The organism is Sphaerisporangium corydalis (assembly GCF_025506355.1).
Taxonomy (GTDB): domain Bacteria; phylum Actinomycetota; class Actinomycetes; order Streptosporangiales; family Streptosporangiaceae; genus Sphaerisporangium; species Sphaerisporangium corydalis.
Genome location: NZ_JANZYP010000017.1, coordinates 64,942 through 79,270, shown reverse-complemented (window position 1 = coordinate 79,270; position 14,329 = coordinate 64,942). Strand labels below are relative to the sequence as shown.

Genomic DNA, 14,329 nt, shown 5'->3' with positions numbered 1-14,329 from the left:
GGCCCGGGGTCACGCATCGCGGAGCCGCACCCGCAGGCCACCGGCCAGCAGCGCCAAGGCGGCCCACGCGGCGAGCACCACCAGGCCCGCCCCCGGGCCGAGCGGCAGGCCCGCGTCGGTGGTGGACTGGACGGCGAGCCCGGCGTTCAGCGGCGAGACCTGCCACAGGAGCCGCTGCCAGGCCTGGTCGGAGATCACGAAGATGAGGAGCGGGAAGAGGTACAGCAACCCGAGCACGACCCCGATCGCCGTCGCGGGGTCGCGCACGGCGGCGGCCACGCCGAGGCCGAGCAGGGCGACCAGCACCAGGCAGAGCACCGAGCCGGCCGCGGCGCGGAGCGTCGGCCCGTCGGCCAGGGACAGGGCCGGGTAGCCGTGCGCCGGGGTGAAGCCGTTGCCGGGCAGGATGAGCCGCGCCGCCAGCACCGACGCCAGGACCCCGATCACCGCCGCGACCAGCGTCAGGCCGGTGAGGACGGCGGCCTTGGCGGCCAGGACGGCGGACCGGCGCGGCATCGCCGTGAAGGTGGTCCGCACCATGCCGGTGCCGTACTCGCCGCTCATCGCCAGGACGGCCAAGACCACGACGACCGCCTGACCGAGCAGGACCCCGGTCAGGCTGAGCTTGGTGAGATCGAAGGTGCACCCCGACGCGGCGCAGGCCGGCGCCGTGGTCGCCGCGCTCGCCATGGCGCCGCCGGCGACGGTCAGCGCGACGACGCCGAGCAACAGCGGGACGGTGCTCGGGACCGTGCGCGACTTGGTCCATTCCGCGCGCAGGTGCCGTCTCACGCGTCCCTACGGCGCAACCGGGCGGTGGCCAGGCCGAGGACCAGCGCCGCGTAGCCGCAGAGGACGGCGAAGCCCGCCCACGGCGCCAGCGGGTAGTAGCCCAGCACCGGCGCGTAGTAGCCGATCACCTGCGGGTACTCCGGAACGCTCTGCCGGATGGCGAACCCGGCGGCGGGCGTGACCCGCAGCAGCCATCGCGCCATGCCGTCCGGCAGGATGGAGGCCTTCGCCAGGACTTCGGGCAGCACCACCGTCGCGATCACGACGGCGACCGCCGCGCCGCCGCGCCGCAGCAGAGCGCCAAGGCCGAGCGCGAGAACGGCGACGACCGCCATCAGCGCCGCCGTGCCGACGGCGACGCGCACCTCGGTGAGGGCGCCGACCGGCAGGACGACGGCGCCGCCGGCGCGCAGGATCCGCGTGCCGATCGGGATCGCCACGCCGGTGGCGGCCAGGCCCGCGGCGAAGGTGACCGTGCCGGCGACGACGGCCTTGGCGGCGAGCGTCCGGCCGCGTCGCGGGGTGGCGAGCAGGGTGGTGCGGATCAGGCCGCGCCGGTACTCGGCGCTGATGAACCCCACCGCAACGACGGCGATCACGACCAGCCCGATCGGCACGCCGGCGAGGGCCCACTCGACGGTGACGTGCTCGCCCGCCCTGAGCGGCGCCATGTCGCCCGAGCCGGTCACCGTGAACGTGCCCGCGGACTCCTGGACGCCCGCCGGACGGTGGTACAGCTCCCAGTCGGTCCGTTGCCCGGTGTCCCCGACCCTGGTGCGCCCCCACCCGCCGGGCGGCGCGCCGCGCACGGTGACCTGGTCGAACACGGCGGTGGCCTGGGTGAACCTGCAGGCGGCGCCGACGCCGCCGAACGTGCCCTGGTACACCGAGAGATCACAGGGAGAGGCGACGAACAGGCCGGCCCGCGCCGGTCCGGCCAGCCGGGCCGTGCCGACCTCGGTCCATCGCGTGCCGTCGGCCGACTCGTACCCGGTGATCGTGCCGCCGGAGCGGGTCAGCCGCACCCAGCGCGGGGACGCCGCGGAGACACCGCCCGGGGGGCCGGCCACGTCCGAGGTGAAGCCGGACTGCATCCGCGCGCCGTGGGAACCGGTGATCATCATCGCGGTGTAGGCCGAACCCCGTTCCGTGCCCGCCTTGATGATCACCCCTGCCTTCGCCCACGGCACGACGCGGGGGACGACCGGGTGGTGATCAGGCGGGGGGAAGGTGGTGATGCCGGTCAGCGAGGTCAGGCGGGCGGTGACGCTGCCGTCGCCGTCGAGCGGCCGGTGCACGAAGAAGAAGCGGTCGTCGACCGCCTCGCCGCCCGGGCCCAGCGGCGCGGAGCAGGGCAGTTCGACCGGCCGCCCGGGGAACGGCCCGCTCGCGCAGTGGACGCCCGAGGCGACCAGGATCCCGAACAGCACCGTCACCATCGCCGCGACGACGACGCCCGCCACCCAGCCGCGTACCGTCCGGAACTTGGTCCACTCCGCGCGCAGCACGGGCACGAAGCCGTCACGCCCGGCCGGAGGATCGGGGCGGTACGGGGCCGTCACCGTCACAGCGCCGCCTCCGGCGCCCCGGCGGCGCGGAACCCGGCCGCGTCGCGGGTGAGCTCCAGGTACGCCTCCTCCAGCGTCGCCCGGCGGCCGGACGCGGTTTCGAGCAGCCGTGCCACGCTCGCGTCGGCGATGACCCTGCCGCGGCCGGCCACCACGACGTGGTCGGCGGTGTCCTGCAACTCGCTCATCAGGTGGCTGGACACCAGCACGGCGCGGCCCTCGGCCGCCAGCGACCGCAGCAGCGCGCGGATCCAGATGATGCCCTCGGGGTCCATGCCGTTGAACGGCTCGTCCATGATCAGCACCGGCGGGTCGCCCAGCAGGGCGGCGGCGATCCCCAGCCGCTGCCGCATGCCCAGGGACAGGCCACCGGCCCGGCGCCGGGCCGCCGTACGCAACCCCACCTGCTCGATCACCGCGTCGACGCGGCGGGCGCCCAGGCCCTGGGAGCGGGCCAGCCACATCAGGTGGTCGCGGGCGGTGCGGCCCGGCTGGAGCGCGGAGGCGTCCAGCAGCGACCCGACCTGGCACAGCGGGCGGCGCAGGTCCCGGTAGGGGCGTCCGCCGATCAGCGCGGTGCCCTCGTCCGCGGCGTCGAGGCCGAGGATCACCCGCATCGTGGTCGACTTGCCGGCACCGTTGGGGCCGGCGAACCCCGTGACCAGCCCCGGCCGGACGCCGAACGACATCCCGTCCAGGGCGATGGTCGGCCCGAAGCGTTTCCGCAGGCCGTTGACTACAACACACGCGTCGGTCATGCGGATCGTTCTATCCCGCGCCGGGTGTCGGCACGGTGTCGGCGACCGGCACCGCGCCGGCACCCGGCGGCGGCGACACTCCCCCCATGACCCACTCCGACCGGCCCCCCGCCGGCAAGCACCGGACCCTCCTGATCGCCGCCCTCGTGATCGCCGGGGCGGTCGCGCTCCTCCTGGCCGCCGCGCTCTCCACCGGGGGCGTGAACCAGCGTGCCGGGTACCCGCCGGGGGCGTCACCGGCGCCCACCGGATCGCCGTAACGGCGCCGGTCCCGCGCCACGAGCGCCCGTCCGGGCGGCACGTCAGGGCGGCCAGAGGTCCACCGCGCCATCAGGGGTGGCGATGAGGACTATCCTTCTACCGCCCCCGTCGCCCGCGCCGGGGAGCGGCCCGTCGAGCGTGCCAGCGTGGAATGAGGAACGATGACCACCCCCGCCCCGGTGCCCGGTCCCGCCGCTTCCGAGGGATCCCCCGGAGGCTGGTACCGGCTGACGGTGCAGGCGTGGTTCGTGCTGCTGCTATCGGTGATCGCGGTCCTGGTGATCGTCTGCGCGATGGTCGGCGCCTCGCTCCTGCACCGCACCACGACGCTGACCGACCACCTGGCCGACCGCGTCTCGCCGGCCCGGCTGGAGGCGGCCTACGTCCAAGCCGCCCTGGTCAACCAGGAGACCGGCGTCCGCGGCTACCTGCTGACCAAGAACCCGCAGTTCCTGCAGCCGTACACCGACGGGCTGGCGGAGGAGCGTACCCGGGCCGGGCGGGTCACCGCCCTGGTGGGCGACCAGGCGCAACTGGTCGCCGACCTGGCCGCGGTGCGCGCGGCGGGCGACCAGTGGCGGCGCCTGTACGCCGAGCCGCTCATCGCCGCCACCAAGGCCGGAACGCCCGTGACCGAGGATCGGGTGGCGGCGGGCAAGCAGGCCTTCGACCACATCCGCGCGCTGTTCACCATCGAGAACGACCACTTCAGCTCGGCCAGGGAGCGGGCCCGCGCCGAGCTGAGCCGCGTGCAGGCCACGCGCGACGCGACCTTCGGCGCGATGCTGGCACTGCTGCTGGTCAGCGGCATCGCGGTGGCGCTGATGCTGCGGCGTGCCGTCACCCGGCCGTTGAACGCCCTGCGCGCGGCCTCGCGCGCGGTGGCGTCGGGGAACCACGATCTGCAGATCCCCGCCCGCGGCCCGGCCGACATCAGCGAGGTGGCGCGCGACGTGGAGACCATGCGGCGGCGCATCGTCGCCGACCTGCAGGCCGCGCGGCGGCAGCAGGACATCCTGCGCCGCCAGACCGCCGACCTGGACGCGCAGACCATCGAGCTGCGCCGCTCCAACTCCGAGCTGGAACAGTTCGCCTACGTGGCCTCCCATGACCTGCAGGAGCCGCTGCGGAAGATCGCCACGTTCTGCCAGCTCATCGAGAAGCGCTACGGTGACCAGCTCGACGACCGGGGGGTCAAGTACATCACCTTCGCCGTCGACGGCGCCAAGCGCATGCAGGTCCTCATCAACGACCTGCTGACGTTCTCGCGGGTGGGCCGGCTCTACGACACCAGCAAGCCGTTCTCCCTGCGGCAGGCCGCGGACAAGGCGATCACCAACCTGGGCTCGGCCATCGAGGAGGCGGACGCCCGCGTCGAGCTGCCCGAGGACCTGCCCGTGGTCATGGGGGATCCGACGTTGCTGGTGATGCTGTGGCAGAACCTGCTCGGCAACGCCGTCAAGTTCCGGCACCCCGACCGGGCCCCGCTGATCCACGTCGGCTGCCGGCGCGCGGAGGACGGCGACATGTGGTGCCTGAGCGTCACCGACAACGGCATCGGCATCCTCCCGGAGTTCAGCGACAAGATCTTCGTCATCTTCCAGCGGCTGCACACCCGCGAGGCCTACACCGGCACGGGCATCGGCCTGGCCCTGTGCAAGAAGATCGTCGAGCATCACGGCGGGCGCATCTGGCTCGACCCCGGCCACACCGGCGGCACGCGCTTCCACTTCACCCTGCCCGCCCTGACCGAGGCCGGCGGCACCGAACCAGGCGAGATCGCCCTCCCGGAAGGATCATCAGTATGAGCGCCTCCGTCCAGCCCGCCGAAGTCCTGCTCGTCGAGGACGATCCCGGCGACGAGCTGATCACCCGCGAGGCGTTCGCGGACAACAAGATCGGCAACAACCTCCATGTCGTCCGCGACGGCCTGGAGGCGCTGGACTTCCTCTACCGGCGCGGCGAGCACACCGAAGCCCCGCGCCCGGACCTGATCCTGCTGGACCTGAACCTGCCCAAGTACGACGGCCGCCAGGTCCTGGAGCGCATCAAGTCCGACCCCGACCTCGACACCATCCCCGTCGTGGTCCTCACCACCTCGGCCGCAGAGGAGGACATCCTGCGCAGCTACAAACTGCACGCCAACGCCTACGTCACCAAGCCCGTCGACCTGGAACAGTTCATCGCCGCCATCCGCCAGATCGACGACTTCTTCATCACCGTCGTCAAACTCCCCCGCAGACGCTGACGACCCGGCCGCTCCCATGAGGCGGGACGACGCGCTGTGGGCCGTGGCGTGCCTGGGTGTGGGGGGCCTGCTGCTCGCGGCGGGGGCCTATCAGCATCGGTGGGCCGGGGCGCCGTTGTTCGCCGGGCCGCTGCTGGTGTCGTGCGCGGGCGTCGCGGTGCGGCGGAGCCGGCCGTTGCTCTCCCTCGGGCTCGGGGCCGTGGCCCTGGCCGGCGACTTCGCCATGGGGCCGTCGCTGGGCACCGTCCTGGTCGTCACGGACAACATCTACGCGGGCGTGCGGTACGGGCCGCGGGCCCTGGGCCGGTGGATGCTCGTCGTCACCTCGGCCGGCGCGGTCCTGGCGGGCGTCGTGGGCGCCGTCGCCGGGCACGTCACGGCCACGGCCCCGCTCATGGTCCAGGCCGGGCTGGTCGGGGTCACCCCCGTGCTCACCGCCCTGTTCATGCGGCAGCTTGAGGACCAGGCGTCGTCGGAACGCGCACGGGCCGAGCAGGTGGCACGGCTGGCCGAGCTCGACCGGGCGGCCGCGGTGCAGGCCGAGCGGAGCCGGATGGCGCGGGAACTGCACGACATGATCGCCAACCACTTCAGCGCGATCGCCGTCCAGTCCACCGCCGTCCTGTCACGGGACGACCTGGACGCGCGGGTGGTCCGCACCGTGCTGGAGTCGATCAGGGAGAACAGCGTGGACGGCATGAGCGAGATGCGGGCCATGATCGGGTTACTCCGGCAGGACGGCGACGAGCCGGAGGCGATCCGGCGGCGGGTCGCCGAGATCGGCGATCTGGCCGAGCGGGCGCGGGAGGCGGGGCTGCGGGTACGGCTGCGGGTGGACGGCGAGGCGCGTGACCTGCCGGCCTCGGTGGACCTGGCCGGGTACCGCATCGTGCAGGAGTCGCTGACCAACGCGCTCAAGCACGGCGGCGAGGAGGCGCGGGTGGAGATCGGCTACCGGCCGGGGTCGCTCCGCGTCACCGTGGACAACCCCCTCGGCGGAGGGGAAGCCCGGCATCCCGGACACACCGGCACCGGCCACGGGATCACCGGCCCGGGGACCGACGAGCGGCACCCGGGGCTGCCCGGCGCGGGGACCGGGCTCATCGGCATGCGGGAGCGCGCGGCCCTGGTCGGCGGCGCCTTCGAGGCGGGGCCCTACGAGGACGGCTGGCGCGTCCGCGCCGAGCTGCCCACCAAGGAGGCCGTGTGACGACCGAGGAAGACCTGGTTGACGGCCGAAGAGCGCCTGATGACGACCGGGGCGACCTGGTCGACGACCGAGGAAGGCCTGATGACGGCCAGAGCGACCTGGTGACGGACGGGACGTATGGTGACGGCCGGGGCGGGGCGGTGACCATCCGGGTGCTGGTCGCCGACGACCACGCGGCGGTCCGTGCCGGGATCGTCCTCATCCTGGACGGCCAGGAGGACCTCGAGGTCGTCGGCCAGGCCGCCGACGGGGAGCAGGCCGTCGCGATGGCCCGTGACCTGCTCCCGGACGTGGTGCTGATGGACATCCGGATGCCGAGGCTCGACGGGATCTCCGCGACCCGCGACCTCAGCAAGATCACGGACGTGCTGATCCTCACCACGTTCGACCTCGACGAGTACGTCTTCGGGGCGCTGCGCGCCGGGGCGGCCGGGTTCCTGCTCAAGAGCGCCGACGCCGCGACGCTGGTCGGCGCGCTGCGCGTGGTGGCGCGCGGCGACGGGCTCATCGCGCCCGAGGTGACCCGGCGGCTGATCTCGGCCTTCGGCGCGACCGCGCCGCCTCACGGCCCCCGGCACGTGGCCGACCTGACCCCGCGCGAGCGTGAGGTGCTCGCCCGCATCGGGCAGGGCATGTCGAACGCGGAGATCGCCGTCGCGCTGGACATGGCAGAGGCCACGACGAAGACCCACGTCAGCCGGCTTTTGAACAAGCTCGGGCTGCGCAGCCGCGTCCAGGCCGCCATCCTCGCCCAGCGGCTCCCGCACGACCCCTGACCTCCGGTGCCGGACCCTGGCAGGCCTCGCGTTACCCTCCGCCGGGCAAGCGAATGGGCCTCGGCAGACCCTCGGCCGGGCGGCGGAGGGACCTCGGTGTGACCCCTCACCGGGCGATGGACGGGCCGGTACCGGGGCGGCGCGTACATACAAGGATGTAGGCGGGTTCGTCACCGCCGACGATGTGTCGGACGCCGTGCTCGGCGACGCTGGAGCCCATGGTTCTGGCGATCATCATCGGCTGCGAGATCGGGTTCTGGGTCCTGCTGGCCCTCGGGTTCACCACGCGCTACCTGCTGGGACGCCGGCGGCTCGGTATGGCGCTGCTGGCGGCCGTCCCGCTGCTGGACGTGGTCCTGCTGGCCGCATCGGTGGCCGACATGCGCGGCGGCGCGGTGGCGACCACGCAGCACGGGCTCGCCGCCGCCTACCTCGCCTACTCGGTCGTCTTCGGCCGTGGCACGGTCGCCTGGGCGGACGCCCGGTTCGCCCACCGGTTCGCGGGCGGCCCTCCGCCGTGGCGTCCCCCGTCCGGCGGCCGGGCCAGGGCCAGGTACGAGTGGAAGGTCTGGCTGCGGATCGTCCTCGCGTACGGCATCTGCTGCGCCCTGCTGTTCGGCCTGATCGCCCTCGTGGGCGACCCCTCCCGGACCGGCGAGCTGGGCGCCTTCATGGGCGGCCTGGCCAAGGTCCCGCTGGTCGCGGTGCTCTGGCCCCTGTCGTACACCCTGTTCCCGAAACGCGAGCGCCCGCCCGAGGACCCCCCGGCCGGGAAGCCGCCCGAAGACTCTCCGGCCGCGAAGCCGCTCTAAGGAACCTCTAAAGGACGCTGAAACCAGGCCAGAGGCCACGATGGTCGTATCGTCCTCACGGCGCCGGCTCGTCCGGTGCACTCCAGGACGAAAGGCATCACGATGAGGAAACGCACACGGCTGGTCGTGGCCACCGCGACGCTCGCCGCGCTGGCCGCGACCGGTACGACGGCGGCGGCGGCGTCCGGCCCGACGCCGCAGCCCGGGCCTGTGAAGCCCGACTCCGTGACGGTCAAGGTGGACGGGAAGCCCAAGGAGTCCGCGGACGCCGGCCTGGCCGAGGCCGCCGCGAAGCTCGGGGTGACGCTCGACCGGCTCACCGCCGCCATCGTCGCGGCCAAGACGTCGCTGGCCGGCTCGGACGACGTCAGGCCGGACGCCGTCGTCGCGGCCATCGCGGCCGAGCTGGGGCTACCGGCCCCGCAGGTCCAGAAGGCCATGGGACCGCTGATCGGCAGGCCCGGCCCGGCCGGCGACGAGAAGGTGAAAAGGGACATCGAGCGGAAGCGGAACGAGGTCCTGCGGGGCGGTGAGGGCGCGGACGGCCCGCAGTGCTCACCGGCCGGCAAGGACGGCGGAAGCACCGAAGGCCCGCCGAGCGCACCGCCCGGCGAGGACGGCACCGACGGCCCGCGCAGTGCGCCGACCGGCGAGGATGCCCCGGTGGGGCCGCCGGCCGGCAAGGGCTGACGGCGGTAGCGCTTAACGGCGGCTTTCCGGTCCGGAGGTGAGGATGGCGGGCATGCGGATACTTGTGGTGGACGACGACCCGGCCGTGCGGCGGTCCCTGGAACACGCGTTGCGACGGGACGGCTACGACGTGTCGTCGGCACCCGACGGCGTGTCCGCCCTCACCGAGCACGGCGTGTTCCGCCCGGACGCGGTGGTCCTGGACGTCCTCATGCCCGAGCCGAACGGGCTCGAGGTGTGCCGGACGCTGCGTTCGGGCGGGCACGACACGCCGATCCTGATGCTCACGGCCCGCGACCTGGTCACCGACCGGGTCGCCGGGCTCGACGCGGGGGCCGACGACTACCTGGCCAAGCCCTTCGCCCTGGACGAGCTGCGTGCCCGGTTGCGGGCCCTGCTCCGGCGCAGCGGAGCGGGGGCCGAGGTGCTGCGCTTCGCCGACGTCGAGCTGGACCTGAGCGGCCGCAGGGCCGGGCGGGCCGGCCGGCGCCTGGAACTGACCAAGACCGAGCTGTCGCTGCTGGAGCTGTTCCTGCGCAACCCCCGCCGGGTGCTGAGCCGGACCCAGATCTTCGAGTCCGTCTGGGGGTACGACTTCGGCCCGGAGTCGAACGCGCTGTGGGTCTACGTCAGCTACCTGCGGGGCAAGCTCGAGGCCGGCGGCGGCGACCGGCTGATCCAGACGGTGCGCGGCCTCGGCTACGTCCTTCGCGAGGAGCCGTGAACCTGCGCACCCGGCTGGCCATCGCCGGTGGCTCGGTGGTCGCGGGCGCCCTGGTGCTGGTGTCGGCGGTCCTGTACCCGGCCGTGGACGCCAACCTCCGCGGCCAGATGGACGGCGCCCTGGTCGTGGCCGCCGGCCGGGCGCCCACCGTGGCCGCGGCGATCAAGACCAAGTACATGGAGGCCGGCGCGAAGCCGGACTTCCCGGCCGTCCCGCTGGCGATCGGCAACACCCAGTTGCAGATCGTGCCGGACCCGGTCCGGATCGGGCCGTCGCCGGAGTTCGTCGACCTCACCCCCCGCGACGTCGCCGTGGCGGAGGGCACCGAGGGCTCCTACTTCCGTGACGCGGACTACGGCGGCGTCGCCTACCGCGTCTACACCGCCCAGTTCCCCGGGTCACCGGGCGCGCTCGTGCGCACGGCCATCCCGCGATCCGACCCCGCGCCCACGCTGGCCGGGCTCGCCTGGCTGCTCGCCGGCTCGACGGTGGCCGCCGGGCTCCTGGCGGCGCTGGCCTCCCGCCTTGCGGCGCGCCGGGTCCTGCGCCCGGTGCACCGGCTCACCGAGACCGTCGAACTGATCCGCAGGACCGGTGACCTGGCCATCCCGATCCCCGCCGACGGCCGGGACGAGATCGGCCGGCTCGGCTCGGCGTTCGCCGCGATGACCGCCGCCCTGGACGGGTCGGTCGGCGCCCAGCGCCGCCTGGTGGCCGACGCCTCGCACGAGCTGCGCACCCCGCTGACCAGCCTGACGGTGAACCTCGAACTGCTGGCGGAGAACCCGGCCGACGCCCAGGCCCCGCTTCTGGCCGAGGAGGCGCTCGGCCAGGCCGGGGAGCTCAGGACACTGGTCAACGACCTGGTCGACCTGGCCCGCTACGGCGAGGCCGCGTTCCACACCGAGGACGTCCGCCTCGACCTGGTCGCCGAGCGCGTCGCGGCCCGCGCGGCCCGCCGGGCGCCGCTGATCGGGTTCGAGCTGACGTGCGCCCCCACCCTGGTGCACGGCGACCCCGACGCCCTGGAACGCGCCGTCGCCAACCTCGTCGACAACGCCGTGAAGTGGAGCCCGCCCGGCGGCCGGATCCACATCGGCGTCGAGGGGGGCACCCTGGACGTCGCGGACACCGGCCCCGGCATCCCCGACGGCGACCTCGCCTTCGTCTTCGACCGCTTCTACCGATCCCCCGCGGCCCGCGCGCACCCCGGCTCCGGCCTGGGCCTGGCCATCGTCCGGCAGGTCGCCGAGGCCCACGGCGGCACGGCCGAGGCCGTGCCGCGCAGCACGGGCGCGCACCTGCGGCTGGTACTGCCGGCGTGCGCCGACCTCGCCGATCTCTAGCGCGGCCCTCCTCGGCCGCCGCCCCTCCCGCCGGCGCCTCCGGGACGCCGCGTACCTTGTCTGGTGTCCTCGCCCGTGCGCGGCAGGAGCCGGAGCCGGCCGGGGGCGCGGCGGGAAACCGGAAGGGGTCGTGGATGGCCAGGCACGAGGTGGACGTCGTCGTCGTGGGCGGCGGGGGGATGGGGTCGGCGGCGGCGTGGCGGCTGGCCGGTGGCGGGGCCGAGGTGGTGCTGCTGGAGCGGTTCGAGGAGGGGCACGTGCGCGGAGCCTCGCACGGGGCGTCCCGGATCTTCCGCGTCTCCTACACCGAGCCCGTCTACATCGGGCTCGCCCAGGAGGCGGAGCGGTCGTGGCGGGAGCTGGAGGACGCCTCGGGCGTCTCCCTGCTCACCGTCACCGGCGGGGTCGACCACGGGCGGACGGCGGACCTCGGCCTGCTGGCCGAGGCGGTCGAGGCGGCGGGCGCGCCCGGTGAGTGGCTGGCCCCCGAGGAGGCCGCCGAGCGCTGGCCCGGCCTGCGGTACGACGGCAGGGTGCTCTTCCACCCGGCGGGCGGGCGGCTGCACGCCGACGACGCCGTGTCGGCGCTCCAGGCCCAGGCGGCCCGGCTGGGCGCCGTCGTCCGGCACCGGACACCGGTCACCGCGATCGTGGTGCGGGGTGACGACGCCGTGGAGGTGCGGGCCGGGGAGGACGTCTACCACGCGAAACGGGTCGTGGTCGCGGCCGGGGCGTGGGCGGGCAAGCTGCTCGGCGGGCTGGTGCCGCTGCCGCCGCTGCGCGTCACCCAGGAGCAGCCGGCGTACTTCGCCCCGCTGGGCGAGGCGGCGTGGCCCAGCTTCGTGCACCATCTCGACGACGCGTCGCTGGCGGCCGCGGGGTACCCGAGCGGCGTCTACGGCCTCGGGACGCCCGGCGAGGGGGTCAAGGCGGGGTTCCACGGCACGGGCCCGGTGGTCGACCCCGACGAGCGCGACTTCCTGCCGGAGCCGGCCCAAGGGCGCGCCTTGCGAGAGTACGCCCGCGCGTGGCTGCCCGGCGTCGACGCGGACGCCTTCACCCCGATCAGCTGCACCTACACCACGACCCCGACCTCGGACTTCGTCCTGGACCGGGTCGGCCCCGTCGTGGTGGCGGCGGGCTTCTCCGGGCACGGGTTCAAGTTCGTCCCGGCGGTCGGGCGGATCCTCGCGGGCCTCGCCCTCACCGGTGAGCGGCCCGACGCGCGCTTCGCGCTGGACCGCCCGCCCGTCGTGGCCTGACCGGTGGGCGGCGGAAAGGATCTACCGGCGGACGGGCAGGTGCCGGGCGAGGTGGCCGACCACCTCGCGCGCGTCGTCCTCGACGCCGTGGATGAACGTGGACTTGCGCCGCCGCAGCACCGGCAGCCCCAGCGCATACAGCCCCGGGCCGCCCACCACACCGCCCTCGTGGCGCAGCCGGCCCTTCTCGTCGACCACGGGCACCTCCAGCCACCCGTAGTCGGGCCGGAATCCCGTCGCCCACACGATCGTGCGGATCTCGCCGCTCGACAGGTCGAGCCGCCACCGCGCCGGCTCGGGCACCCGCGTCGGCGCGAAACGCTCGGGAGGGCCGACGTCGGCGTCGCGCCCGTGGGCCCGTGCCCATTCGTCGAACGTGTCCAGCAGGCGCCCCATCTTGAGGTCCGCGAGCGAGAACACGTTGCGCAGACCGCCGGAGAACAGCGCGCGGCCGTCGCTCACCGCCGCCCAGCGGCCTACGAGCTCGACGCCCATCGCGGCGAGCACGTTGAGGTCGAGAGTCCCGCGCCCGGGGGTCCCGGCCAGTTGCGGCGAGGGGAGCCGCCGGGCCCGCGCCAGGTCGTCGACCTCGTCGTGGCGCTGGTCCCACACCCCCGACGCGTCCATCCACCACAGCACGTCGCGCCCTCGGTACAGGCGCGGCAGCCGCACGTGCTCCCCCACCGAGAGGATCACCGGCCGTCCCGACCGCCGCAGCTCGGCCGCCAGCTGCACACCGGTCGCCGAGGCTCCGACGACGAGCACGCCGCCCTCGGGGAGCCGGTCGGGGCCTCGGTAGTCGAAGGGCGTGATCTGCGTGACCGACGACGGCACCGCGCCGGCGAACGGCGGCACCACCGGCCGGTTGCAGGCGCCGCTCGCGATCACCACCGAACGGCAGGAGATCGCGCCGCTGCTCGTCGTCACCTGGTACCCGTCGCCGGCGCGCCGCACCGAGGTGACGTTCGTACCGGTCCGCACGGGGGCGCCCGAGACGGTGGCGAAGCGCTCGATGAACTCGACCACTTCGCCCATCGTCATGTACCCGTCGGGGTCCGGGCCCTGGTAGTGGTGGCCGGGCAGGCGGCTCTGCCAGTTGGGGGTGAGCAGCCGCAGGGAGTCCCAGCGTTCGCGCCGCCAGGAGTTCGCCACCTCACCGCGTTCGAGCACGACGTGGTCGATCGACCGGTCGCGCAGGAAGTGGCTGGCGGCGAGGCCGGCGTGCCCCGCGCCGATGACGACGGTGGTGGCGTGTTCGATGGCTCGGCGTCCCTCAGGCGACGTCGACGGTGACGTTCGTGGGGTTGGTGAGGGCGTCGAACACGGCGGAGCGCTTCTGGGACTGGGCCACCAGCGCCTCGATGTCCTCCTTGGAGGCGTCCGCGTCGATGGTGAACGTGACCTTGATGTCGTTGAAGCCGTTGCGCACGTCGCTGTCGGCGCCGAGGATGCCCCGGATGTCGTGGTTGCCCTCGACCGTCGACTCCACCGAGCGGAGCTGGATGCCGCGGTTCTGCGCGACGGAGGCCACGCCCGCCGTCAGGCAGCTCGCCAGGCCGACCAGGAGGTACTCGATCGGCGTGATCCCGTTGTCCTCCGCCGCGAAGACCTCGGGGTGGTCGGCGGTGAACACCGTCTCGCTCTTGTGGCTCTGCTCCTGGCCGAGGCCGAAGAAGTTCTGGATCGACGTCGTGCTGTGGACGCCGTTCTGCCACTTGGAGGACGCCCGCCAGGTGAACTTGGCCGCCTCGGGCGCGCCCTTGAGCACCTCGCGCGCGTCGAGCAGTGCCTGGACGTTGACTCCGTTGTCGATCGTGGTCATGTCGTGTGATGCCCCTTTCGCCCTGATTCCCATATTTCCCATCGGAATTCTTGACAATAT

Annotated in this window: 15 protein-coding genes; 10 read left to right on the top strand and 5 right to left on the bottom strand. The window is 74.0% G+C overall.

Features of this window, described 5'->3' with window-relative positions; all coding sequences use genetic code 11:
• Positions 1-9: 9 nt before the first annotated feature.
• The 3 genes from NYZ98_RS14800 to NYZ98_RS14790 are packed head-to-tail and all read right to left on the bottom strand — an operon-like array spanning position 10 to position 3,118.
• On the bottom strand, positions 10-792 hold the full coding sequence (locus tag NYZ98_RS14800; RefSeq protein ID WP_262843334.1) for an ABC transporter permease: 783 nt from the start codon (positions 790-792) through the stop codon (positions 10-12).
• Positions 789-2,360 carry a DUF1349 domain-containing protein gene (locus tag NYZ98_RS14795; RefSeq protein ID WP_262843333.1) on the bottom strand — a complete coding sequence of 524 codons (1,572 nt, stop codon included), beginning with the start codon at positions 2,358-2,360 and terminating at the stop codon, positions 789-791. The genes NYZ98_RS14800 and NYZ98_RS14795 overlap by 4 nt, the downstream gene beginning before the upstream one ends.
• Positions 2,357-3,118 carry an ABC transporter ATP-binding protein gene (locus NYZ98_RS14790; RefSeq protein ID WP_262843332.1) on the bottom strand — a complete coding sequence of 254 codons (762 nt, stop codon included), beginning with the start codon at positions 3,116-3,118 and terminating at the stop codon, positions 2,357-2,359. Before NYZ98_RS14790 ends, NYZ98_RS14795 begins: the two co-directional genes overlap by 4 nt.
• Before the next feature lie 86 nt (positions 3,119-3,204).
• Here NYZ98_RS14790 and NYZ98_RS14785 point away from each other — a divergent pair, with 86 nt between their 5' ends.
• From NYZ98_RS14785 to NYZ98_RS14740, 10 genes are all read left to right on the top strand, one after another.
• Positions 3,205-3,378, top strand: a complete 174-nt coding sequence (locus tag NYZ98_RS14785; RefSeq protein WP_262843331.1) for a hypothetical protein — start codon at positions 3,205-3,207, stop codon at positions 3,376-3,378.
• 162 nt (positions 3,379-3,540) lie between these two features.
• Positions 3,541-5,187 carry a sensor histidine kinase gene (locus tag NYZ98_RS14780; protein WP_262843330.1) on the top strand — a complete coding sequence of 549 codons (1,647 nt, stop codon included), beginning with the start codon at positions 3,541-3,543 and terminating at the stop codon, positions 5,185-5,187.
• Positions 5,184-5,627, top strand: coding sequence for a response regulator (locus NYZ98_RS14775; protein ID WP_262843329.1), 444 nt, complete (start codon positions 5,184-5,186; stop codon positions 5,625-5,627). Before NYZ98_RS14780 ends, NYZ98_RS14775 begins: the two co-directional genes overlap by 4 nt.
• Positions 5,628-5,643: 16 nt before the next feature.
• Complete coding sequence (locus NYZ98_RS14770) at positions 5,644-6,837, top strand: sensor histidine kinase (RefSeq protein ID WP_262843328.1); 1,194 nt, start codon at positions 5,644-5,646, stop codon at positions 6,835-6,837.
• Between the two features lie 140 nt (positions 6,838-6,977).
• Positions 6,978-7,613, top strand: a complete 636-nt coding sequence (locus tag NYZ98_RS14765) for a response regulator (protein ID WP_262843394.1) — start codon at positions 6,978-6,980, stop codon at positions 7,611-7,613.
• Between the two features lie 218 nt (positions 7,614-7,831).
• A complete protein-coding gene (locus NYZ98_RS14760; protein WP_262843327.1) occupies positions 7,832-8,425 on the top strand; it encodes a hypothetical protein in 594 nt (197 codons plus the stop codon).
• Between the two features lie 102 nt (positions 8,426-8,527).
• Positions 8,528-9,115, top strand: a complete 588-nt coding sequence (locus NYZ98_RS14755; protein WP_262843326.1) for a hypothetical protein — start codon at positions 8,528-8,530, stop codon at positions 9,113-9,115.
• 52 nt (positions 9,116-9,167) lie between these two features.
• Complete coding sequence (locus NYZ98_RS14750; RefSeq protein WP_316249567.1) at positions 9,168-9,839, top strand: response regulator transcription factor; 672 nt, start codon at positions 9,168-9,170, stop codon at positions 9,837-9,839.
• The gene (locus NYZ98_RS14745; protein WP_262843324.1) at positions 9,836-11,185 is read left to right on the top strand and encodes a sensor histidine kinase; all 1,350 of its coding nucleotides are present in this window, start codon (positions 9,836-9,838) and stop codon (positions 11,183-11,185) included. The genes NYZ98_RS14750 and NYZ98_RS14745 overlap by 4 nt, the downstream gene beginning before the upstream one ends.
• Before the next feature lie 134 nt (positions 11,186-11,319).
• Positions 11,320-12,447 carry an FAD-dependent oxidoreductase gene (locus tag NYZ98_RS14740; protein WP_262843323.1) on the top strand — a complete coding sequence of 376 codons (1,128 nt, stop codon included), beginning with the start codon at positions 11,320-11,322 and terminating at the stop codon, positions 12,445-12,447.
• A gap of 21 nt (positions 12,448-12,468) precedes the next feature.
• On the opposite strand, the gene NYZ98_RS14735 is transcribed toward NYZ98_RS14740, so the two are convergent.
• Complete coding sequence (locus NYZ98_RS14735) at positions 12,469-13,683, bottom strand: NAD(P)-binding domain-containing protein (RefSeq protein ID WP_262843393.1); 1,215 nt, start codon at positions 13,681-13,683, stop codon at positions 12,469-12,471.
• A 37-nt stretch (positions 13,684-13,720) separates the two neighbouring features.
• Positions 13,721-14,269 (bottom strand): OsmC family protein, encoded by a 549-nt coding sequence (locus NYZ98_RS14730; protein WP_262843322.1) that lies wholly within the window; start codon positions 14,267-14,269, stop codon positions 13,721-13,723.
• Positions 14,270-14,329: the final 60 nt, after the last annotated feature.